Raw genomic sequence first — 21,414 nt, 5'->3', positions numbered from 1 at the left:
TAACTTTGGAAAAAATAACATATCCCTGCAACAGGTACGTTTAAACCTACGTACCTTGCAGGCTATTTTATTTTATCTATCATCTGAAACCATTTGTTGTTATCATGAAGAAAGTATTCCTGTTGCTTGGTATCTGTACCGTGGCGAGCACTACGCAGGCCCAGCTGTTTGACCGCATCAAGAATAAAGTACAGCAAAAAGTCAATGAGAAGATCGACAAAACCATTGACGACGCCACCGCGCCCAAAAAGAAAGGCGGACAAGACAATACTACGCCCGCTCCCGGAGAAACCGGCAATAATGCGCCTGCCGCTGCCAATAGCGGTCCTGCCAACACCGATATCAAGTCTTATTCCCGGTTTGATTTTGTACCGGGAGAGAAAATTATCATGCACGAAAATTTCACACAAGACCCGGTAGGCGAGTTCCCCGGACAGTGGAACACCCGTTCCGGTGCGGAAGTAGTGACTGTCAGCAACCGTACCGGTAAATGGCTGGCGATCAAACAGGATGGTGTTTTTTATCCCGAATACCTGACCAGCAACCTGCCGGACAATTTCACCCTCCAGGTGGATATTATGGCCAACAACGGCATTTCCAATATCGGTATGCTGACGGTGAGCGTACTAAAAACCGCCGGCACTGAAGAGAAATTTGAACTGGGAGGCAAAGAGCATATCACGACCCCTTCCTTTAAAGTAAGTTTAGCGCCCAAGTCGTCCGGTGAAGGGTACCTTAGCTATTCTTCCAACGTCATCGGCAACAATAACATCAACGGTCTGCCGGTATTCAACGTACCGAAGAAAAACTACGTGCGGCTGTCGCTCTGGCGCCAGAAACAACGGGTACGCGTGTACCTGGACAGCACCAAAATAGTGGACCTGCCACGCGCACTGGATGCAGGCGCCGTGCTGAATACCCTCGCTTTTGCCGCATATGCGCCCGACTACGATAAACAGGATGGCACTTTCTACATTGGTAATATCACCCTGGCGGTAGGCGCTCCTGACACCCGCAACAAGCTGATCACAGAAGGCAAATTCATCTCCCACGGTATCCTCTTCGATAGCAATAGCGATCAGATCAAACCGGAATCCTACGGCGCTCTGAAAGATATCGCCAATGTGCTGACTGAAAATGCGGCCGTAAGGGTGAAGATCGTTGGCCATACCGACGCCGACGGGAATGAGAAACTGAACCTCGACCTGTCCAAACGCAGGGCCGATGCAGTGAAAGCGGCGCTGGGAAAAGACTTCGGCATCGATGTGGCCCGCCTCGAAACAGACGGCAAAGGCAAAACCCAGCCGATCGACAATAACAATACCGAAGTAGGCAAGGCTAACAACCGCAGAGTAGAGTTCATTAAATTGTAAATGAGAACTCATAAAAAAGCGGCGGCACCGGGAGGTGTCGCCGCTTTTTTATGGCATGTTGCTGATTACAAGTTACTTTTCCAGCTATTATTATCCGGTGTGGCGTCCATAAACAGGTTGCCGTCCAGTGTTACCGAGCGGATACCTTTAGCTGCCGGCACTGTGACTTGCAGCGCCCGCGGATTTTTCTTCCATACGGCCGGTGTCTGATGCACTGTGGCAGAAGACCCGTCAATATAATTGACCACTATATCGAAAGGAACCGCAAAACCACCTTCGTTGACGATAGACAATGCGGCGTTTTTTCCTTTCACCGTCACCCCTGCCAGTTTCAGATCTATATAATGATTACTGAAGAACCAGTTCTGCCAGAACCAGTTCAGGTCCTGTCCTGCAGCGGCGTTGAAGCTATAGAAATAATCCCACGGGATAGGGTGTTTGCCATGCCATTTGTCCATATAGGCATGCAGGCATTTGCGGAACAACGCATCGCCCAGGAGATCTTTCAGCGCCAGGTAAGACAACGAGGCCTTGCCATAGGAGTTAACGGAATAACCGTCACCGGTCACCTGGTTAGACATGGTGATGATGGGCTGATCTTCTTCCGTGGACGGATCGCTGATATAGCGTGACACCCGGAACTTCCGGTAAAAATCGTCTGCACTGGCCTTGCCTTTTTCATGTATGCGCACCAGGTATTCGAAGGTAGTGGCCCATCCTTCATCCATAAAAGCGTAGCGGCTTTCATTGATGCCCATATAGAACGGGAAATAGGTATGCGCCATTTCGTGGTCCTGCAGCAATTGCGCAAAATCGAGGTCCTGCCCCATAGAGCCGTCATTCACCATCATCGGGTATTCCATATCGGCATACCCCTGGAACGCGGTCATCACCGGATAGGGATAAGCCACGCCCGGCCAGTGATGGGAGAAATAAGACAGGGCAGTATGCGAGAAGGCCACAGAGTGCCTGAAGTCATAGGCCGTATCATTGTAAGCCGCCTGTATGCTGGCGCGGCGGCGGGTGGTGCTGTCCACCATCACGCTGGCAGCATCCCATACATAGTGATCGCTCACGCCCAGCGCCACATCGGGAATATGATCGTAGCTGAATTTCCACGTGTTCCATTCCTGCTGCCGGGTGACTTTGCCTGCCAGCATCTCCTCACGGGTGGCGATATGCAGGCAGGAATCGCTGCCGTAGGATTTTTTCAGCCTCGAAGCGTATTCCGGCTGCAGTACTTCCGGAGCGTTCAACAGGTTACCGGTACCCCACACGACAAAGTTTTTCGGTACTTTGACGGTCACCTGGTAATCATTAAAGTCATTGTAGAACTCTACACGGCCGGTATGCGGCAGCATGTTCCACCCGTTGTAGTCATCATATACCGCTACCCGGGGATGGTAGTAGGCGAGAAAACAGGTAGTGCTGTCGATGATACCTTCCCGGCCGCTTTCCACCGACAGCTCATGATGCCAGCTGATTTGCAGCTGCAAACTGTCTTTCGCCGCCAGCGGCGATGGCAGGGCAACGGTACCTACCGTACCCTGGTCATTATTATAAGCGACCGTTTTACCGTTGATCACAAGAGTATCTATCACCACGCCAGCGGAGAGATAGTCTTTGCTGACGTACCCGGACCGGGGCGATTGTGGTTTATGGTGATTGCCGATCAAATCGAGCACAAGCGTTTCAAGTGCATCGGGGCTGTTATTGATATAAGTGACATTTTCGCTGCCATATACCACCGGAGAAGGGGGATGAATGGTAAGATGAATATCATACCGACCTTTGTTCTGCCAATACCGGGCACCCGGATTACCGCTACGGGAGCGTGTCTGGTTCTCATAAGCCTTCCTGATATTACGGGGTTCGTACAGCTGTTGCGCCTGTACCGCCACGGTGGTAGCTGCCAGTAATAACAGGGTGTTTAAACATTTTTTCATAAGCCTGAATTGTTGCAGGGATAAAAATAGGAAAACTTGTCCCAAAAAACGGCTGTTGTTGAGTTCGCTCACCGGCATACAGGCATAATGATTGTGCCATGTTTTTATAAAACGACCTGCCATGAGTACATTTCATATTGATTACCACGGACAGCTGATTGCCGTCTCACAGGAGTCGGCTGATAATTTCCTGGTGGCGCTGCCCAACAAAACCATGCGATTGGTCCGTAAACAGGACAGTGATGGCGCGGATTACTGGTTTGAAAAAGACACCGACAATGAGACGCCGGAAACAGCGGAACTGGGCGCAGCCATTGAGGTAGTTATAAGCAGTTGATCCATCTCCCCGGTTCCCGGTATTTTTTTTATCAGGTGTCCCGCAGTTGATGTTCAACTGCGGGACTTTCTTTATCTTCGCATCCATTGACACAGACCGGCCGTTTAACCCAACTTTATTAAGTGGATCACCTATAGACAGGAAACCTTACTATTACTATTCACACATATGAAAAACGTCTATTACCCATGATGACACATTATGATGTCACCAAACTGGAACATCTTGAAAGAAAAACCGACTGGAAAAAAAATTACGCACATTCCGCCTCCGGAAACAAACTACTACTGGCTCCTACCCTATTGATCGCTATTGGCGGCCTTACACTCTTTTTGCTGAACAAAGGACGGCTGCTGCAAAGCGGCTACGGGCTGCTGGCAGGTTTTATTACCATCACCGGCGTGGTCCTTTTTGTGATCATCTCGGGAAGAGGGAAAAAACAAGTGTTGGAAAACATCTCCCAAAAGCCGGTATGTCTGGCAAAAATTATCAGGTCCAACGAACAGCAGCGGGTGCATTACGGCATCTTCAGCACCAGCGACACCCGCTGGGACACGGCACTGCTGCAACACATCTCCGAGCGTGTGGGCAACATCGCATCTGATACCAGCAACCCGGATGACAAAACAGTAGAGCAGTTACTACACGCATCACAGGGAAACACGAACCTGCAGACCTGCCCGCTCCCGGCGTCATTTACCGGCGGGCATCAGATCTTCCTGAAATCCTTTGACTTCAGCGTACTGGACGAAGTGACCTGCGACTACATCCGGCACCGAAACGGTATCTTCCCGGTATTGTACGTAGATAACAGCTATGTGCCTGTTGTCCTGAAAGACTATATTATTGCTTAACAGGCGGTACCATCTTGTGAAACAAAGTATCGAAGCCGGCATAGAGGCTGCGGTGCAGTATCGTGAGATGGTTCTCCTGCGGCATGGGCAGGAAATGTGGCGTTATCAGCTGCGGATTGGTTGCTTTCAGTACCGCCGCCAAACGGGCCGCATCGTTTTTCATGACATCACCTTCTTCTCCTACGGACAGGTATACGTTGACAGGCTTCTTCAGATTTGCCTTCAGCAGCGCCGGCGCTGCTGCCAGCAGCGACTGATCGTTCCACCACAGACTGGGACTGATGATGGCATATTGTTCAAAGAGGGAAGGGCGGCGCAGCAACACTTCCGCGGCCAGCAGTCCACCCAGCGACTGCCCCACCAGCGTACGGTTGGGCCTTACCCGGTAATGTTTACCGATGTATGGCTGCAGTTCTTTTTCCAGGAACGCGATGAACTTCGCAGACCCGCCTGTGGTGGGAAAATCTCTTTTATCTCTCTCGACGGTGGTAGGGAAAGTAAAATCCCGCTTGCGGTCCACATTGGCGATGCCCACCAATATCACCGGTGGCATAAAACGGATCATGGTCAGGTACTGCACCAGTCCGGCTACATGTACAAAGTCTTCATTGGCAGATCCGTCCAGCAGGTAAATCACCGGATAGGTGGCCGTGTCTTTTTCATACCCTTCCGGCAGGTAAATGTTCAGGGTGCGGGTCTCCCCCAGTTGTGATGATACCACTTTATCGGTTACACCAAGAACAAACGGGGTTTGTTGTGCTTTCAATGAAAAGAAGCTTCCCAACAGCAGGCAACAGGCTAGTATTTTCTTCATAAACAGGTCTACTTACAAAATAATTACGCAATATAAGCATCAATAGCCGGAAGCTTTAAAAAAACCGTTCACCGCCGTGCTGTCGCCATAGTCCAGCTCAATGATCTCACGAACGGCCGCTTTTTTATCTTTTTGCTGATCGTAGTAGGCCTTGCAGATAGCGTATCCCACATAATAACCCAAATCGCCTACGGGCGCATTGTCTGACGCAGCGTTATATAACCAGCCGTCCCAGGAGGGATTATGCATCTCCGCCAGGAACTTCTTCCGGACCGCCTGTGCGTTTTTAAGACCGTAGTCCATATAAGGAAGCGGCATCTTTTTTCCTGTCACCAGTTCAGTTACGAAGTCACACGCTCCTTCGCAAATCGCCTGCGACAAGAGATTATAGCCGTGGCGGCGCTGCTGCGTATGTACGTACTCGTGAATATTAAGCAGAACAGCATTTTTTATGGGATCTGTGAGATAGTAGTTGCCGAGGAATTTTTGTTTTCCGGGAGAAAATTCAGAGATGTCTGTTGTAGCATTGCCGGTTATCATCTCACTGCCAATCAGCACCATGTCGTCTTGCGTAGTGCCGCCGGAACGCAGGGCGCCCACTGTGAAATAGATGTTGGCCGGTTTTAAAGCAGGATATAACTCCCGCAGCCTGTCAATACCGGGCCCGAACTCCGGCGCCAGTTTTTTAACCTTGTAAGTGTTACTCCGTATAGAACGCCAAAACTTAGGGTAACGGCGGATGACTTTCACCCACTCTTCGGCTGTATATGCTTTGGCTTTCATAAACCCGTGCAAACCGGGCGTGCCCTTATCGATATACAGCGTCCGGATATAATGCAGCTGTTTCAGGCTATCTGTTGTAATACAGATGCTGTCATAGGCATTCCAGAAGTTGTCAATATCTGTTGTGATCACATTCGGCCCCTTCTTTTGCACGGAGGCGGTGACGAACATCCAGCTGGCAATAAAAATAATGAACGTAAACTTCATAAAAAAGTCAACTCGTAGTTAGACTTCGAAGATAATGGGTATTTGTTTACTTTTTTGCGATTTTATATGTAAGTTATCACTGCGCTATCCAGGCAGCGCTATTAGTAAACAGTCAGCAAGGGAGCAGCTATGTCTATGCAATCAGATACACCGGAGCCAGCGGACCTTTTTAAAGCTTATTATCCGCGGCTTAAATACGCCTCGCCGCAGCCGGCCGGGAAAACAGATCCATAAAAAATCCGCTGTACACCATGTACAGCGGCTTTTTTATGGATCTGCTTTTATGGATGGTACCCGATCGTATTGTCGAACTCCTCAAACCGAATTACTGCTGTTAGTTGCAACGGCAACGTTTTCCCGTTGGACAACAGGTATACATACCGCTCTCCCTGCCGGCATAACAACGGATAGGACAACACTGCGGCATCTGCCTGCGGATTCACAGAAGGGTCCAGCATAACAGCGGAGAATTTAGCGGAAGTAACTTCCTTGCCGGCGGCATTCAGGATGGTAAACTGCCGGTCTTTGTCCGCTAAAAAACCGGTGCCGCCAATACCTACAAATACTCTGTCGTAGATAGCAGGGACCAGCACTTTCCCGTCCCGGCCGGCTATTCCTTTTTTATAGGCGCGTGAGTAACCGCCCTCCGATTTATACAGCGGCAAATAAGTGCTGTCTTCATAATCATAGATATAGCCGTTCACGTTATAATCATATTCCAGCGGTACCAGTAGTTTACCGGTCGTATCCACATACCCGTATTTCCAGGCGTCGCCATTTTTGCGGGCCAGGAGAACAACGCCCTGTTTCAGCAGGGACGCGCCGTCATAAATAACAGGTACCACTTCCTTGCCACTGGTATTGATAACGCCCATCTTGCCATTTTTTTCCAGCAGCGCCACCCCGAAGGCAAAGGTGCCAATGGGGGACGTCAGTACGGTATCGTCTTCATATTTCCTCACCATGGGAAAAGGCGGGGATACGGTTTTATTTTCCACCACATTCCAAAGCCAGGACTGGCGGCCATCTGACACCACCAGGAGATTGGCCGCATGTGCAGGAACAACGTCGGTGTAAGGCAAGGCAGCGATCTTACCGGTTGACAGCGAGAGGACCGCATGTGTTTTTTCTTTTGTCAACAGGTAATGTTCCTGGTTTAACGCGCTGATGTAGGTATACACCGGTGGCGCCAGTTCTTTACCTGAGATATGGTAAAGGCCGTAGACAGGGTCACCCGATTCATTTTCCGATGTAACGCTCAGCAGCGTGCTGTCCTGGGACAACCGGCTCATGTATTTGAATTTTGCCGGAATAATCTCCTCTCGGGTATTGGCATCAAAAAGGCCGGTGCCGGCGCCTGTGGTCACCATCAAAACATGATCGTTCAGCAGCTCATAGCTGCTGTATTTCAGGGGCAGCAGCTGGCTGCCGTCGGGTCTGTACAGCCCGGACTTACCCTGGTAGGTGACCTGTACCATCCCCTTGCTTTTGCCGGAGGAGATGACGTCTATCTCGTGAAATGCCGGCGCTACTATCTTTCCGTTGACGGGGTTAAAAAAACCATACAGCGCTTTTTGTTTGAGCGCAAAAAGCGGTGCGCCTCCTGTTATCTTCAGCGGTTCTATCTCGCTATAGTCCTCTTTCAGCAAAGGCTTACCGGCACTATCAAATACATTGTACATACCGTTCCGCGCGGCTACGATATAGTCATCTGAACAGATGATTTCTTCATCCAGCGAAGGTGGTATGACCATCCGGCCATTCATATCCACGATGCCGGTCTTGCCTTCTTTCCGGATGGTCAGGAAAGGGCCACTGGCGAACTGCCCATAGGGATCGCTAATGTCGTCATATACAAAATCCAGCACTTGCTCCCCCTGGCGGTTAATAAGTCCGAAATGACCGTCTTTCTGTAGTTTCAGCATACCGTCGCCGATCACTTCCATCTGACTGTATAACGGCTCCCCATATACTTTTTTCCGGGGGATGTTAACCACCACGTCTTTACCGTTCTGTCGGAAACTGCATACCCATTCATCGCTGCGCATCCGGGAGTGACTGTGGTCGAAGGCAAAAGGCACCAGTTCTTCGTTGGCAGCGCTGATGATGCCCCACCGGCCGTTTTTCTTTGCATAGAGATAGTCGCTTTTACGCCCGCAGCCACCGCAGTAGTCAAACTCATCGTATACTGCCGGGATCACCAGCTGTTGCCGGCGTACATCATAGATACCCCATTTCCCTTGTTGTTTCACATCGTAACGGTCGTCATCCAGGATACCTACCTGCTCAAACTGCAGCGGCACCAGGAGTTTACCCCAGGTATCCGCGTAGGTCATCTTACCTTGTCGATATACTGCCAGATAGGTATTGAATCTCACTTCCAGCGTATCATACTCCGGCTTCAATACCCATTGCCCTTTTTCATTTACGAGCCCTTTTTTACCATTACTGCTGACGATCAGCATATTCTTTTCCGTGTTGGAGTAGATGCTTCCTTCCACAATGCTGTCCACCGGATGATAGACGGCTACAATCTTATCAAACACTTTCTGACCGGTGGTATCAATAAACCAGCTTTTCTCCTTTGTGACAATGCGGGCGAGTCCGTTGGTGAAGACGGAGCCTTGCTGTGCCGGCAGGGTATGCCCCGCCAGCAGCAGGGCTATGAAGAAGATGATCTTTTTATTCATTATAGCCTTTTTTCTTTTTAGCGCGATAAGGCAACGGTTTCCCCTGTGCATCAAGATACAGGTACCATTCTCCCTGTTTTACCAGTACCGGGAACTTCGAATGATCTCCCCAGGTCCGGTTTTGCTCCAGGTCGTCGTATACAGGTGGTACCAGGATGCTGCCATCGGCCCCCAGCAATCCTTCTTTATCGTCTTTTGTTACCTCGAACATCCTGTCGTCCCTACTGTAGCGGATTTCATCATAATCCGCCGGCACCAGCTCCTTACCTTCCGCATTCAGCACACCCTTTTTACCCTGACGGGTGACAATATAAAGGGCGGTATCATACACCCGGTCGATATGATCATACTCCAGGGGCAGGAAAACGGAGCCGTCTTTGCGCAGCAAACCAACTTTTTTACCCTGCTTCATTTTCAGCAGCTCATTGTCCGCGGACGTCAGGTCATCTAACTCCAACGGATATACTACTTTTTTATCGATGCTGATGATCCCCACGCGATCATCTTGCGTAATAGCCACGGCCCTGCGGTTATAAAAATCGCCTACATACTTGTATTCTTCGAATGCCATCAGTTTACCCGTGGTGTCTACAAACTGGTTTTCGTAGGAGTAGCCCCGTACTTTCAGCAGCCCGCTGTTGAATTGTAACGGCCACGTTTTCCGGGCATCCGGTACCAGCAGCCGGTTGGAGGCAGTAGCGGAGAACTCCCAGTGTTTACTATCATACAGTACCCGCCCCTCTTTGTTCACGAGCAGCGTGGCACTGCCGTCATCGTAATAACGTTTTTCCACGATGAGATCCGGACTGACCGCATCGAACGCGCCGTATTTCTTCAGCGGGCGGATGATTCTACCGGTTTTGTCTGCGAGGCCGGAACTATCGCCCTGCTCCAGCCGGATCATATTGTCATTCTGCCAGCGGAGGCCGGAGTAGACGGCGGGAATCACCAGTTGCCCGGTCGCCATATTAAACAAACCTATGCCGATCACCCCTTCCCGGATGACTTTCAACACGGCGATGAAGTTATTTTTCTCCGTGCCGGCAGCATCGTCGTCATAGTTACTGATGCCATAGTTATTGTCAATCCCGGAGAACTGCACCGGCACGATGATTTTGCCGGATATATCCGCCAAACCGCACTGAGTGCCTTTCAGCAGCGACACGTATGCCTTGTCATTCCGCGATGTTACCCGGATATCGTCATATTCAAAGGGCAGCAGTTGTTTGCCGGCGGCGTCGTAAAACGCGGCCGTATTACCTTTCTTCGCCACCACATAATAAGGCGGGGTATACCCTGCTGATGAGGGGCCCAGTGAGACCACGGCCCCTAAAACGTTATGGCCTTTACTGTCAAACAACTGGAGATCTGTGTGGGCTACCGGGATGATTTCTTTACCCAGCGCGTCTGTCAATCCGCAAAGGTTGCCTTTCCAGACCGTGAACAGTGGGCCAAGGCGGTCCGCCCGCGTATACAGCATGGGCGTTTTCAGTTGGCCGGTGGCCACGTCCAGCAGACCTGTTTTGTCCTGCACTTTCACGGCCACCAGCGCATCGGAGGGTCCTGCATTGATATCGTCATAGATAGCAGGTGTCAGCACTTTTCCCTGGCGGTCCATCAGGCCGCACTTTCCGCCGGGTACATAGTAACTGAACAGTTGCCGGCTGTTCCAGCCCATAAAACGTTCATATTTCGGCGGTACCAGGATGGTACCGTCTTCCTGTGACAGGCCGCTTTTGCCCTGTAACTGGATATTGATCAGGCCATCGACCACATAGGAGCGCGACACTTCTGTATATTTCGGTTCCTGTAAGACTTTGCCGGTCTTCATATCACACCAGCCATACAGTCCGTTTTTTTTGATGCTGAAGGTTTTAGGGGTAAGGACGCCGATATCGCTGTATTCCGGCTCGCAGAGCACCTTGCCCAGGCTATCTATCGCGCCTGTTTTTCCTTGCAGTTTTACGGTGATAAGGCAGTAATTTTCGGCGGGGTTGTCCTGTTTGCTTTCTCCCAGTATCCGTACCGCGTCGTAGCGGAACGGAGCTATAATATCTCCTTTTCTGTTCACTACGCCGTAAGCATCCTGTTTGACTGCCGATACCAGCCGGTAGTAGCTCAATTCCTGTATTTTGTCCACTACCACTTTGCCGCTGCGGTGCAGCAACTGTTGGCGGCCGTTGAGCTGGATTTTTGCGAACTCGCCCTCGAAGCGGTCGAGGTATCCTGCTGTTTCCGGTGTTTGGGCCAGGGCTGTCCCGGCGAGCAGGAGCAGGCTGCCGGCGAGGCGGATAACAAATGTTCTCTTCTTCATATCTACAATAGGTGCTGATCTTCTATAGCGCGGGGTTACGCAGTACCTGCAGTTTTCCGTCGGCCGTTTTCACCACGGCGTGCGTACCTGCGAAGTCTGATACTGTTTTATATACCGGGGCGATCACTATTTTTCCGGAGGTGTCTGCAAAGCCCCAGTTGTCTCCAATCTGTACCGCCAGCAGATTGCTGTGGTAAGCGCCGTGGGAATCGTACATACAATTCCCTGCTGCGTCACACAGCGGCATTTTGCCGGTGGGCCGGCCTGCTGTATTATAAATTTGCAGGTAGCCGTCTTTGTTACCTTCTGCTGTTCCGTTCACCTGTTTGAAAAAAACGCCGGATGAGATGGCATAGGGCAGATCGTCAAAGGTGGGCACCATCAGGATTTTACCGGTTTTATCCATTAGCCCCCACTGGTCGTCCCGGAGGAAAAAGGATACGCCGTTGGTAAATTCTTTCAGTCCTTTCACGTCTGTGGTGAAGAGCAGTTTACCGGTACTATCGATAACATTGGTCATATATTCCGGTTTACCGGCAGGCAGGCGGTTGTATAGCTGTGCCAGTTGCCCGTTGCCGGGCATGCTGTCGCTTTTGATCTCTTTTCCGGCCACTACTGCCACGCCGTCAGCAAATTCCTTTGCCCAGGCGAAGGTTGGCGGGACCGCCCAGCGACCCGAGGTATCTACAAAACCATATAGTTTCCCTTTGCGCACCAGCAGGCGGCCGTTGTGAAAAGAAAGCGGCGGAGCATTTTCGATGGGGGTGTCCATGCGGACAAAAGCCGTTTTCCCCTGGCGGTCGATATACGACCATACGCCTTTTGTTCTGACGGCAGCGCGCCCACAAGAGAAGTTGTGAGCGTCATCATATTGACAGGGGATGACGAGGCGACCCTGACGGTTGACATACCCGTAGCGCATATTACCGTTGACCGACTGTCCCACAAGGGCCAGGCCTTCACTGAAAATCCCGGCTTCCCGGAACTTCGGCGCAATGACCATCTTACCGGTGGTGTCTAAATAACCGTAATTACCGTCGCCTGTACTGGCCCAGGCCAGGCCTTCGGTAAACAGGCCGATAGCGCGGATACTTTCATCGGGAATAAAAGCAACGATGGCTTGCCGGGCAATAACAATCTTTGTAATCAGGCAACCTACTAACAGTACAATCTTGTTTTTCATCCGATCATGGTCTGGTTAAACAGCCACAAAGATGACAAACTTTACGGGGTTTGCGCAATTCCAGGGGTAACATGACATCTACAAGTCGTTAAAAAAAGTATCTACAAAACATCTACAAGAGCGGTCAAACGCGCCCTGATGGCGGATCAATCCGTCATCAGGGGCGCCAGGGCCTTACCCAGTATCCGTTGCAGCAGGCTTTTATCATCTGTCATAATTTCAGCGGTGCCTGTCAGTACCGGTTGCACCGGTATTTGTTTTCCGCTGGTAGACAACATGCCTTGTGTGAGTTTTACTTCTACCCGGAAGCTACTGTCTGTTTCCGCCACCGCGTCGGTGGTAACGGTACCGGGCAGCAGGCCGTAGGTGTCCGACGGGTAAGCGGTGAGGCTCAGCATCACCTGCTGGCCGGCCTTCACCCGCCAGGCGTCAGCGGCAGGGATATGCCCCTGCACGATAAAGGACCGTTCCTGCGGCGTAACCCTGACGGGCATGGGCAGCACATCGGGGTAACGGAAGAACCAGGCGCCGACGAGGGCCAGCACCATCGCGATGCCTATCATGGTGATACCGCTGCGGACCATCCAGGGGGGCATCTTCCCCATGATCTCCTGCACTTCTTCGCTCCTCACCTCGGTGAGGGAGGGATGCAGCGTATGGCCGTTGAGGTGTTGTATCGTTTTTTTCTCCGGCATGACATTATCCTCCCAGTTCCAGTTGATTTTTTACCAGTTCAAAATAGTTGCCCTTCCGGGCGGTGAGCGTGGCATGATTGCCGGTTTCCACGATGCGCCCCCTGTCCAGCACAATGATCTGGTCTGCGTGTTTGACGGTGCTGAGGCGGTGGGCGATCACCACGACGGTCTTCCCGCGGAAGAACTGCTCCAGGTTGTCCATGATCACCCGTTCGTTGTTAGCGTCCAGCGCGCTGGTGGCCTCATCGAAGAAAAGGTAATGCGGATTTTTGTAAATGGCGCGGGCGATCTGTATCCGTTGTTTCTGGCCGGCGCTGATACCGCTGCCGGCGTTACCGATTTTGGTCTGATAGCCCAGCGGCAGGTCTTCGATAAAGTCGCGGATATTGGCCATTTCGGCGGCGTGCACCAGCTTGTCGTTATTGATGGTTTCGTCGCTGATGGCGATGTTTTTGGCGATGCTGCCGGAGAAGATGAAGCCGTCCTGCATCACGTTGCCGCACTGGCGGCGCCACCATTTGGGCGACAGCTGTTGCAGGTCCTGCTCCCCTATCCTTATCTGTCCGCTGGTAGGTTCGTAAAACTGCAGCAGCAGCTTCATGAGGGTGGTTTTACCACTGCCGCTGGTGCCCACGATGGCGGTCACTTTTCCTTCAGGCACTACCAGGTCGATGTCTTTCAGTACAAAAGGCGACTTAGCGCCGCCATATTGGAACGATAAGTTTTCGAGCACGATATCGCCGCTGCCGTCCGACCGGGATGACGGGGGCGCTATCAGTTCCCGTTTCTCTTCTTCCTGGCGGTTGTGTATCTCTCCCAGCCTGTCCAGGCTCATTTTGGCGTCCTGGGCGGACTGGATGAAGGTCAGCAGCTGGTCCAGCGGGCTGTTCATCTGCCCGATGATATAGCTGACAGACAGCATCATGCCAAGGGTAAGGTTTCCGTTCATGACTTCCCGGGCGCTGATGAAAGAGATCAGGATATTTTTCAGCTGGTTGAAGAAAACGGAGCCTATCTGCTGGTATTGTCCCAGCGCGAGGCTTTTTACGTTGATCCGGTAGAGGCCAGCCTGAACGTGTTCCCATTCCCAGCGCCGGGCTGTTTCGCAGTTATTCAGTTTGATCTCCTGCATACCGGTAATGAGTTCGAAGAGAACATTTTCGTTGTCGCTCATACGCTGGAAGCGCCGGTAGTCCAGTGCTTTACGGCGGCGCAGGAAAAAGAAGATCCAGCCGACGGCCGCGGTGCTGAAGAGGACGAACACCAATAATATCTTCATGCTGTATACCGCCAGTACGGCTGTAAACACGAGCAGGTTCACAAAAGAGAACAGGGTAGACAGGGTGGTGCCGGTCAGGAAGTTCTGGATGCGGGTATGGTCGCCGATGCGCTGGTGGATATCACCGATCATTTTACTGTCGAAAAAGCGGATGGGCAGTTTCATCAGTTTAATGAGGAAATCTGAGATGATGTTGATGTTGATACGGCTGTTCATGTGCAGCAGTATCCAGCTTCGGATCATCTCGATGGCCGTGGAGCCGGCGAAAAGCACCAGTTGGGATATCAGTATCAGGTATACGAAGTGTACATTGTGGCGGTTGATGCCGTAGTCTACCAGGCTCTGTGTCAGGAAAGGCATGATGAGCGACAGGAGGCTGGCGAGAATGAGGCCCAGAAAGAGCTGTACCACGTACTTGCGGTATGGGCGCAGGTAGCTGAACAGAAAGCGGAAGCCGGTGGCCGCGCGTTGGGGCCCTTCCTGCCGGAGGAACTGTTCTCCCGGTTCCAGCATCAGTACCACGCCGTGGTTTTGTTTTCCCTGCCAGCAGTGGAGGAATGTTTCCTTGTCCACTTTGACGAGGCCATGGCCCGGATCGGCCACCAGTATTTTGTCTTTAGGGTTATGCCGGTTGTAGTTCTGCGGGGGCAGCACTACGAAGTGTTGCTGGTTCCAGTGTAAAATACAGGGCAGCTCCACGTTCTCGTCCAGCTGTTCGAATGTGATCTTCACGGCGTTGGTGCGGAAGCCTATCTTTTCTGCTGCTTCACTGATCCCGAGGAGGCTTACGCCTTCCCGGGTGATATTGGCCAGTTCGCGCAGGTAGTCGAGCGGATATTCGCGGCCGTAATGTTTAGCCACCATCCGCAGGCAGGTAGGCCCGCAGTCCATCGCGTCCAGTTGTCTATAAGTAGTAAAAGCCATTTATTTCAGTGTTGCTTCCATCGCCAGTTGTGATAAATAGTATTTCTCCAGAAAATGATAGATCACCATTTCGTGTTTGCGTTGTTTGGCTACGAATATCCTGTTGAGGAACATATGGATATGGCTGGCCAGGATATCGAAATAGCGGTTATCGTTCTGGTAATGCTGCCGTATCTGCTGCGCCACCGGGGCGGTTATTTCCGACCGTTGCCGGAAGAATTCCACTGCTTCGGCGATATCGTTGGCCTCGTCATTTTCGGCGCGCAGGAAGGAGGCGATTTCCTGCTGGTGTTTACGGTATTTATCGTTGAGTGGTTTGTGTTGTGTTTTCGCGCCGCCGAATTCTGTGGTAAACCCTTCCCGCAGGCCGGCCAGCAGCTGTTTGCGTTCTGTGGGGGTGAGGCCGAAATCTTCCAGCAGCATATCGGTGCCACGCAGGGCCATGCGCCAGCGGTAGTCTTCTCCTTCTGCCCCTTCCAGCATGCTGACGACGCCCAGTACCGCCATACTGTCGGCGCTGAACAGTTGTTCGCTGAGATGCATGGTGGCGCTGCCGTAGCGTTCCAGCTCACGGATGTAGGTATCGCATTGGATTTTAGACACCTGTCCGTTGTCTACCAGCGGTTGCAGCCCTGTCTGGATACGGTGCAGGACCACATCGTTGTTGCTGCGCTGGTGGTTGCGGAAACGGAGGCGGATATGTGGCAGCGGATCGCCGTAGCGGAGGAAAAAGAATTCATCGAACAGGCCTTCTTCCTGCCATTGCGGTAACTGCTCCGCGAACCAGGTGGCCAGCAGTTCTTCCGCTACGCGGAAACCGCAATAGACTTTTACGTACAGCCATTCACTGCCGGGAGCGAAACTACGTACCGGCATGGTGGCCGGCGCCGCTATAGCAGCAGGCCGCGGCTTCTCCGCAGCAGGTTTCTCAGCGGCTGTTTTTTCCGCGACAGGCACGGAACGTAGCGGCAGCAGCAGTTCATGTGCATAGGCCTGGTCGTCTGTATCGCGTACGATACCGCTTTCTTCTGCCAGCAGGCATTCTTTCAGTTTTACCGACGACATTTTCTTTACGTGGTCGAGCAGCAGTCCCACTGCAGCGGGTGCTGTCAGGTCCAGCAGCAGTTCATTGTCTGACTCGGCGAGCAGTACTTTTTCCGGCATTTTCTGCTGTTCGCGGTACTGGTCCATAAAGCGCTGGTTGGCTTCCGCATCATCACCGAGGTGTGCTGTTTCTTTGGCGGTGAGCGTCCAGGTGGCTTTGCTGAGGATGATGTTTTTATAGACTACCCGGGGCAGGCGTTTACGGTTGCCGAACACCCCCCAGTCCCAGCTCAGGTATGACATCACGGACTGATGTTGCAGGTCGCAGAGGAACTTATAGATGGGCAGGCTGTTATAGCCGTAGTTATGAGCGGAGCTCAGGCGGGGTATTACCCGTTTGTTGAGCCGCTTACTTCGGAGAATGACCTCATTTTGTCTGACGGACACCAGGAGGTCGTTTACCGGTATGCGGTATTCTTCCGGGGTGCCGGCCACGCCGATGTAGGGTATTTCGTAGGGGCGTAGCGTGGGCCGTATCAATACGTTGGCCGCGCGGGCTTCCGGGAAGTGCACTACTTCCGCGAGCAGGAGATCGGGGAAGGCGGCGGCTTCCTCATCGAGGATACTTTTTACTTTTTCCGTCAGCACCTCGTCGCCGTTACAGAAGCGGCCCAGCAGGTTGGCTGCGGAGGGGCCGCCCATGGAGTTGAGGGCGAACTGGTATTCGCCTTTGTCTGCCGCTTCGGCAGAAGCGGCCTGCAGGCTGCCGAAGAGGTAGCAGCTGCGTGCCATGGGCACGGTTTCAGGGTCGCCGAGTTTCTGCAGGTCATCGTCGGTGATCGTCACTTCGGAGAGGCCCTGCTGAAGGAACTGTTCGTATTTATCGAGACTGAGTTGCTGCAGTGGTGACCAGGACACCGTCTGGTTTTCCGCGCCGGGGGCGCCGGCCACGTCTTCCACGAAGGGGGCATGTACGGTGTTTTCGATGGCGGCGCCGTAGCCGATGCCTGTTTCTCCATCCAGCACCAGGTTGAGCGGTACCTCCTGCGATTCATAGCGTTCCATGAAACGGGTAATGAAAGAGGACAGTTCCGTCTGCCCTTTCGTATAGCCGTGGCAGAGAGCCATCAACCGATGGATCTGTGACAGGATATCGTTGACCAGTGTTTCGCTCAACTGGCATTGTTGAGCGGTTTTAAACAGGTCTATCTGCAGCAGGTCTTTAGGGATGCTGATGGGGAAAGCGTTTTCGCACTGTTGATGGATGGCGGCCAGGCGGGACCTTTCGAAGTCCTGCTGCCGGAATAGTGCCTGTAGTGCAAGCAGTGCGTCACGGAAGGTATTGGCGTCGGGGATGGATAAAAGGCGGTCTGTGAGGGATTGCAGGTTATCTTCTCCTGTAATCCGGGGCTCGGTATCTGCGATAAGCAGTTGGGAATCGATCAGTTCGCGGACGAAGCTGGTCGCTTCTTCTTCTGTGATGGAGGGGTCCTGCTCGTGGATCACCTGCACGATCTGTGTGATCGTCAGGCCGGCGGCGGCTTCGCGGATGATGGCGCTCATAAATACCGAGTCTTCCACGGCGGTGAGCAGGTATTTGCGCCGGTTATTGTTGATGGTATATTCCGCGTAGCGGTATTTATCCCCTGTTTTATAGATGCTGTTGTTGGGATAGTAGCGTAAGGCGGTACTGATATCCGCCTGCTGGCTGATGTGATAGCAGATGCGGGTGTAATAGTCCATGTCGAGGCGCACATACTGATAGGCGTCTTTCACGTCATTGATCCGCAGCTGTGTATCGGCGCCGATGGCGCCGGTGGTGCAGCCGGCGAAGAGGCCATAGGGCGTGCTGCGGGAGCAGGCACGTACCCAGTATTTATACAGTGACTTACGCAGTTTGTCGGTCTTCTTTTTGTTGAACGACGCCGGATCACTGAGGAACCTTTCCAGCTCTTTGAGCAGGTCGCCGGAGGCAATGCACAGGGCATACAGGAACAGCGGATTCTTGTCTGCCAGCTCCTGGAGGCTGTCCTCCAGCACGTCACGATACCGGTTGACCGGGTATAGCGGGCTTCTTAATAGGAAAAACCCTGTATGCGATAAGGCCATAATAGTTCCTTTTTGCAGATGATTAAAATAATTTTCAGGAGAGCAGGAAGCACTCGTCCCATGGCAGCGCCTGCGGGTGCATTTGGGACAACATAGACAATCCTACGCCACTGCTACCGTCGAGCAGGTCCCATACGTATTCCCACTGTTTGTCTTTACCCAGCCACATTTTGATACCGTGTTTACTGTGGTCTTCGGGGAAGACGATTTTTTCGGTTGCTTTTTCCTGCCAGTGGTTAGCGCAACGGAGGAAAGCTTCGTCTCCTGTTTCGAACCAGAATTTGCGGTAGAAGGCGGCGATACCGCCGGAACCGTGGCAAAGGCAGTTGTCTACGATGCCGGCGGCTTCGTCCGTGTCGCGGCGCATATTGTAACGCATGATGTGCAGCGCTTCTTCTTTCCAATGTTCTTCACCAAACACTTTTCCACAATGCCACAGCATCATGGCTACGTTCAGGTCGCCATAGCACCAGGAGAGGCGGCTGTCGGTGGATTTCCCGTCCAGGATGGCAGGGTAGAGGGCGTGCATGGAATCGTCCGAAACGGCATTCTGGTTTTGGAGGATAAAAGGAATAGATTCTGTGATCAGGCTTTGGCATCGTTCTTTGGCGATACCGGCCTCGTATATTTTTGCTACAATAATCAGGAGGGAGCAGGACCCGTGGGCGAGGCTGAAGGAATTGCAGAAGATACCTTCGGGTTTATCATGTGTATAGAAGAAGGGCAGGCTGCGGCCTTTGTCGGTCATCACGCTGTTGTCCCACAGCTTTTGAACAAAATGTCCGAGGTGTTCGGCAACATCGGGGCGGCTGGCAAACCTCAGCAGGAAGTTGCACATGCCGGAGCTACCATGAAGGAAGTCGTAGTTTTGGTGTTCCAGGTGGAAATTGCTTTGCAGGATAGTAGCAGTCACGAAATCGCTGGCCAGTTCATTGATGTCGAGGTCCAGGAATTCATGGCGGGTAAGGTGTTCCAGCAGCCAGAACGGGCCGGTATGGCCGTTACAGAAGGCATAATTATCTCCTTTTTCAGGTGCGTATTCAGCATATAGTTCCTCCAGCAGTGCGGTGGCGTTATCCGCCTGATCATCCGCATACTGTTCGTAGTAGAACATAAACAACAGTGCGCCCCAGGGACCTTTGAACAGGCTGGTGTTATAATCGGCTTTGTATTTACGTTCCTTTAACAGGGGGATGATATCATGATAGATGTATCTTAACTGTGTCGCGGTATTATTCATTTGTCAGCAGAGGTTTAATAGTGTACAACAGGGAAAGACGGGCTTTCCCTGTTGGGAAAAGAACGGAGACAGGGGTGTGCTCATGCAGGAGTTGTTCCCTGGTCATCCGGTGACCAATACCCTTTTACCATCAGGGTATCTGGCAGCAGGGTGAGTTAGGCGACGGGCGCGTAGCTCTGCAGCTGGAGATATACCGTGTATCTTCCATGCAAACGATATCGCGCGTAGCGACGCCTCCCACCAGTTGCTGCTGCTGGGATATGTTCAATGATGCGACAGTTTCCTTGTTCAGCGCCAGTTTTTTGCTGAGATCGATTTTTTTCTTTTTCATATTGATGGATAAAAAAAATAAAGCCCTCCCCTGTCTGTAGCCATGGGGCGGATGTTCAGCTATCATGATTATTTGGTTGTTCTTACACAACCTGCAGGGCAGGTCACTTCATCAGTTTCCACGCAACATGCGCTCCACCAGGTGAGCGGAGCCCCACCGGCGAGTTTTGCCTGATCCTGTTGATTCAGGGTTACGAGGGTGTCTTTTTTGAGCAGCAGTTTTTTGCTCAGTTGAAGTGTTTTCTTTTTCATAATTGTGGAGGTTTTAGGGTGGACACCGTCTCCGCCGTCCGCGGTACAACGGATGGTGTGTCCGGGTTCAAAAGCTGAATTATTTCGGTTCAGAAGTACGGACGCATCCTTCAGGGCACGTAACCTCACGGGTATTCTGACAACAGGCGCTCCACCATGTTAACGGAACACCACCGGCGATTTTGGCTTGCTGTTGCACGTTCAGCGATGCGACAGTATCTTTTCTCAGCAATAGCTTTTTACTGAGAACGATTTGTTTCTTTTTCATACTTAGTGCATTTGAGGGAGGGCATACCCTTCCTTAACGGGGGTATTACCTGTTTAAAGTTAGCCTTCAGGACATATGTAGCACTGATCCTGGCCGGGCATATAGGTGATACAGGTTTGTGCCACCGTTTCAATGCAACGGGGCATAACCGTAAACGGACCGCCACCTATAACAGCTTGCTGCCGGATAGTCATCGTAGCAACAGTTGCCTTGTTGAGGGACAATTTCTTGCCGAGGGAAATTTTCTTTTTTCTCATACCAGGGATTTACGGGTTAAATCGGATTTACCATCGTTGATGCCGGGTTAACAGCCATTACTACATGCAAACATTTGTGGGACGGGGATTTGATTCGCAAGTCCAGGCCGGGTCGTAAGTGTCACAAAACACCGTTTCACCACCTTTTACTGCTTCTTTTTGTTTTACAGTCAGGGTAGCCACTGTTTCTTTGGCGAGGGTCAGTTTTTTTGCCAGGTCAATTTTTTTCTTTTTCATAACTAATACAGTTTCATAAGGCCCTCCCCTGTCTTTAACCAAGCGGTAACGCCCTGGGGCGGATATTCAGCGTACAGACTTAAAAATGATGGGAATTTGCAGATTCAGATTTGGATTTATATAAGTTGAACATAGACATATAGTAACGGGCTATTTTGAGACTTTGATTTTTTGAAGATAAATAATTTATCAAGAAAAAAAAATTTTCCCCCGGTTTCTTTGGTTTTTACGGGCAAACTGATCAACCTGCTTGCCGATGGCGTATATTTGTACCGGAT

At 51.7% G+C, this 21,414-nt stretch carries 18 protein-coding genes; 3 read left to right on the top strand and 15 right to left on the bottom strand.

Annotated features, from left to right (window positions below; all coding sequences use genetic code 11):
- Positions 1-104 precede the first annotated feature (104 nt).
- Positions 105-1,373 (top strand): OmpA family protein, encoded by a 1,269-nt coding sequence (locus B5D63_RS07975; protein WP_078668182.1) that lies wholly within the window; start codon positions 105-107, stop codon positions 1,371-1,373.
- A 65-nt stretch (positions 1,374-1,438) separates the two neighbouring features.
- Here B5D63_RS07975 and B5D63_RS07970 read toward each other — a convergent pair whose 3' ends face one another.
- Complete coding sequence (locus B5D63_RS07970; protein WP_078668579.1) at positions 1,439-3,319, bottom strand: M1 family metallopeptidase; 1,881 nt, start codon at positions 3,317-3,319, stop codon at positions 1,439-1,441.
- Positions 3,320-3,440: 121 nt separating this feature from the next.
- On the opposite strand from B5D63_RS07970, the gene B5D63_RS07965 reads away from it, so the two are divergent.
- Complete coding sequence (locus B5D63_RS07965; RefSeq protein WP_078668181.1) at positions 3,441-3,656, top strand: hypothetical protein; 216 nt, start codon at positions 3,441-3,443, stop codon at positions 3,654-3,656.
- 188 nt (positions 3,657-3,844) lie between these two features.
- Complete coding sequence (locus B5D63_RS07960) at positions 3,845-4,510, top strand: hypothetical protein (protein WP_078668180.1); 666 nt, start codon at positions 3,845-3,847, stop codon at positions 4,508-4,510.
- Here the strand turns inward: B5D63_RS07960 and B5D63_RS07955 are convergent.
- The 14 genes from B5D63_RS07955 to B5D63_RS34960 all read right to left on the bottom strand — a co-directional run bounded on the left by B5D63_RS07955 (position 4,500) and on the right by B5D63_RS34960 (position 21,136).
- Entirely contained in the window at positions 4,500-5,324 is an 825-nt protein-coding gene (locus B5D63_RS07955) for an alpha/beta hydrolase (RefSeq protein ID WP_078668179.1), read from the bottom strand. The two genes, B5D63_RS07960 and B5D63_RS07955, sit on opposite strands and share 11 nt — an antisense overlap.
- Before the next feature lie 39 nt (positions 5,325-5,363).
- Positions 5,364-6,314, bottom strand: coding sequence for a DUF2268 domain-containing putative Zn-dependent protease (locus tag B5D63_RS07950; RefSeq protein ID WP_078668178.1), 951 nt, complete (start codon positions 6,312-6,314; stop codon positions 5,364-5,366).
- Positions 6,315-6,595: 281 nt separating this feature from the next.
- On the bottom strand, positions 6,596-9,004 hold the full coding sequence (locus tag B5D63_RS07945; RefSeq protein WP_159455933.1) for a WG repeat-containing protein: 2,409 nt from the start codon (positions 9,002-9,004) through the stop codon (positions 6,596-6,598).
- A complete protein-coding gene (locus B5D63_RS07940) occupies positions 8,997-11,318 on the bottom strand; it encodes a WG repeat-containing protein (RefSeq protein WP_078668176.1) in 2,322 nt (773 codons plus the stop codon). Before B5D63_RS07940 ends, B5D63_RS07945 begins: the two co-directional genes overlap by 8 nt.
- A 22-nt stretch (positions 11,319-11,340) precedes the next feature.
- Positions 11,341-12,501: a WG repeat-containing protein gene (locus tag B5D63_RS07935; protein ID WP_078668175.1), complete on the bottom strand. Its 1,161-nt coding sequence runs from the start codon at positions 12,499-12,501 to the stop codon at positions 11,341-11,343.
- Between the two features lie 146 nt (positions 12,502-12,647).
- Positions 12,648-13,196, bottom strand: a complete 549-nt coding sequence (locus tag B5D63_RS07930; RefSeq protein WP_078668174.1) for a beta-barrel domain-containing protein — start codon at positions 13,194-13,196, stop codon at positions 12,648-12,650.
- A 4-nt stretch (positions 13,197-13,200) separates the two neighbouring features.
- On the bottom strand, positions 13,201-15,399 hold the full coding sequence (locus B5D63_RS07925; RefSeq protein ID WP_078668173.1) for a peptidase domain-containing ABC transporter: 2,199 nt from the start codon (positions 15,397-15,399) through the stop codon (positions 13,201-13,203).
- Positions 15,400-18,552 (bottom strand): lantibiotic dehydratase, encoded by a 3,153-nt coding sequence (locus B5D63_RS07920; RefSeq protein ID WP_078668172.1) that lies wholly within the window; start codon positions 18,550-18,552, stop codon positions 15,400-15,402.
- Between the two features lie 34 nt (positions 18,553-18,586).
- On the bottom strand, positions 18,587-19,792 hold the full coding sequence (locus B5D63_RS07915) for a lanthionine synthetase LanC family protein (RefSeq protein ID WP_078668171.1): 1,206 nt from the start codon (positions 19,790-19,792) through the stop codon (positions 18,587-18,589).
- 130 nt (positions 19,793-19,922) lie between these two features.
- A complete protein-coding gene (locus tag B5D63_RS07910; RefSeq protein ID WP_143312807.1) occupies positions 19,923-20,123 on the bottom strand; it encodes a class I lanthipeptide in 201 nt (66 codons plus the stop codon).
- A 68-nt stretch (positions 20,124-20,191) separates the two neighbouring features.
- Entirely contained in the window at positions 20,192-20,374 is a 183-nt protein-coding gene (locus B5D63_RS34600) for a class I lanthipeptide (RefSeq protein WP_143312806.1), read from the bottom strand.
- Between the two features lie 79 nt (positions 20,375-20,453).
- Positions 20,454-20,642: a class I lanthipeptide gene (locus B5D63_RS34595; protein WP_143312805.1), complete on the bottom strand. Its 189-nt coding sequence runs from the start codon at positions 20,640-20,642 to the stop codon at positions 20,454-20,456.
- Positions 20,643-20,701: 59 nt separating this feature from the next.
- Entirely contained in the window at positions 20,702-20,899 is a 198-nt protein-coding gene (locus B5D63_RS07900; RefSeq protein WP_078668168.1) for a class I lanthipeptide, read from the bottom strand.
- Between the two features lie 60 nt (positions 20,900-20,959).
- Complete coding sequence (locus B5D63_RS34960) at positions 20,960-21,136, bottom strand: class I lanthipeptide (RefSeq protein WP_159455932.1); 177 nt, start codon at positions 21,134-21,136, stop codon at positions 20,960-20,962.
- Positions 21,137-21,414: the final 278 nt, after the last annotated feature.

Origin of the sequence: Chitinophaga eiseniae, assembly GCF_900167135.1 — a bacterium.
Taxonomy (GTDB): Bacteria; Bacteroidota; Bacteroidia; order Chitinophagales; family Chitinophagaceae; genus Chitinophaga; species Chitinophaga eiseniae.
Note: the sequence above shows the minus strand (reverse complement) of the source record. Positions and strands in the feature narration are given on the sequence as shown.

Excerpts from the sequence above, each read along its gene's own strand:
- B5D63_RS07910 (WP_143312807.1), bottom strand. The coding sequence starts at position 20,123 with ATGAAAAAGAAAAAAATCGATCTCAGCAAAAAACTGGCGCTGAACAAG.
- B5D63_RS07925 (WP_078668173.1), bottom strand. The coding sequence starts at position 15,399 with ATGGCTTTTACTACTTATAGACAACTGGACGCGATGGACTGCGGGCCT.
- B5D63_RS07935 (WP_078668175.1), bottom strand. The coding sequence starts at position 12,501 with ATGAAAAACAAGATTGTACTGTTAGTAGGTTGCCTGATTACAAAGATT.
- B5D63_RS07945 (WP_159455933.1), bottom strand. The coding sequence starts at position 9,004 with ATGAATAAAAAGATCATCTTCTTCATAGCCCTGCTGCTGGCGGGGCAT.
- B5D63_RS07955 (WP_078668179.1), bottom strand. The coding sequence starts at position 5,324 with ATGAAGAAAATACTAGCCTGTTGCCTGCTGTTGGGAAGCTTCTTTTCA.
- B5D63_RS07915 (WP_078668171.1), bottom strand. The coding sequence starts at position 19,792 with ATGAATAATACCGCGACACAGTTAAGATACATCTATCATGATATCATC.
- B5D63_RS07965 (WP_078668181.1), top strand. The coding sequence starts at position 3,441 with ATGAGTACATTTCATATTGATTACCACGGACAGCTGATTGCCGTCTCA.
- B5D63_RS34595 (WP_143312805.1), bottom strand. The coding sequence starts at position 20,642 with ATGAAAAAGAAACAAATCGTTCTCAGTAAAAAGCTATTGCTGAGAAAA.
- B5D63_RS07930 (WP_078668174.1), bottom strand. The coding sequence starts at position 13,196 with ATGCCGGAGAAAAAAACGATACAACACCTCAACGGCCATACGCTGCAT.
- B5D63_RS34960 (WP_159455932.1), bottom strand. The coding sequence starts at position 21,136 with ATGAAAAAGAAAAAAATTGACCTGGCAAAAAAACTGACCCTCGCCAAA.
- B5D63_RS07940 (WP_078668176.1), bottom strand. The coding sequence starts at position 11,318 with ATGAAGAAGAGAACATTTGTTATCCGCCTCGCCGGCAGCCTGCTCCTG.
- B5D63_RS07970 (WP_078668579.1), bottom strand. The coding sequence starts at position 3,319 with ATGAAAAAATGTTTAAACACCCTGTTATTACTGGCAGCTACCACCGTG.
- B5D63_RS07950 (WP_078668178.1), bottom strand. The coding sequence starts at position 6,314 with ATGAAGTTTACGTTCATTATTTTTATTGCCAGCTGGATGTTCGTCACC.
- B5D63_RS34600 (WP_143312806.1), bottom strand. The coding sequence starts at position 20,374 with ATGAAAAAGAAAACACTTCAACTGAGCAAAAAACTGCTGCTCAAAAAA.
- B5D63_RS07960 (WP_078668180.1), top strand. The coding sequence starts at position 3,845 with ATGATGACACATTATGATGTCACCAAACTGGAACATCTTGAAAGAAAA.
- B5D63_RS07975 (WP_078668182.1), top strand. The coding sequence starts at position 105 with ATGAAGAAAGTATTCCTGTTGCTTGGTATCTGTACCGTGGCGAGCACT.
- B5D63_RS07920 (WP_078668172.1), bottom strand. The coding sequence starts at position 18,552 with ATGGCCTTATCGCATACAGGGTTTTTCCTATTAAGAAGCCCGCTATAC.
- B5D63_RS07900 (WP_078668168.1), bottom strand. The coding sequence starts at position 20,899 with ATGAGAAAAAAGAAAATTTCCCTCGGCAAGAAATTGTCCCTCAACAAG.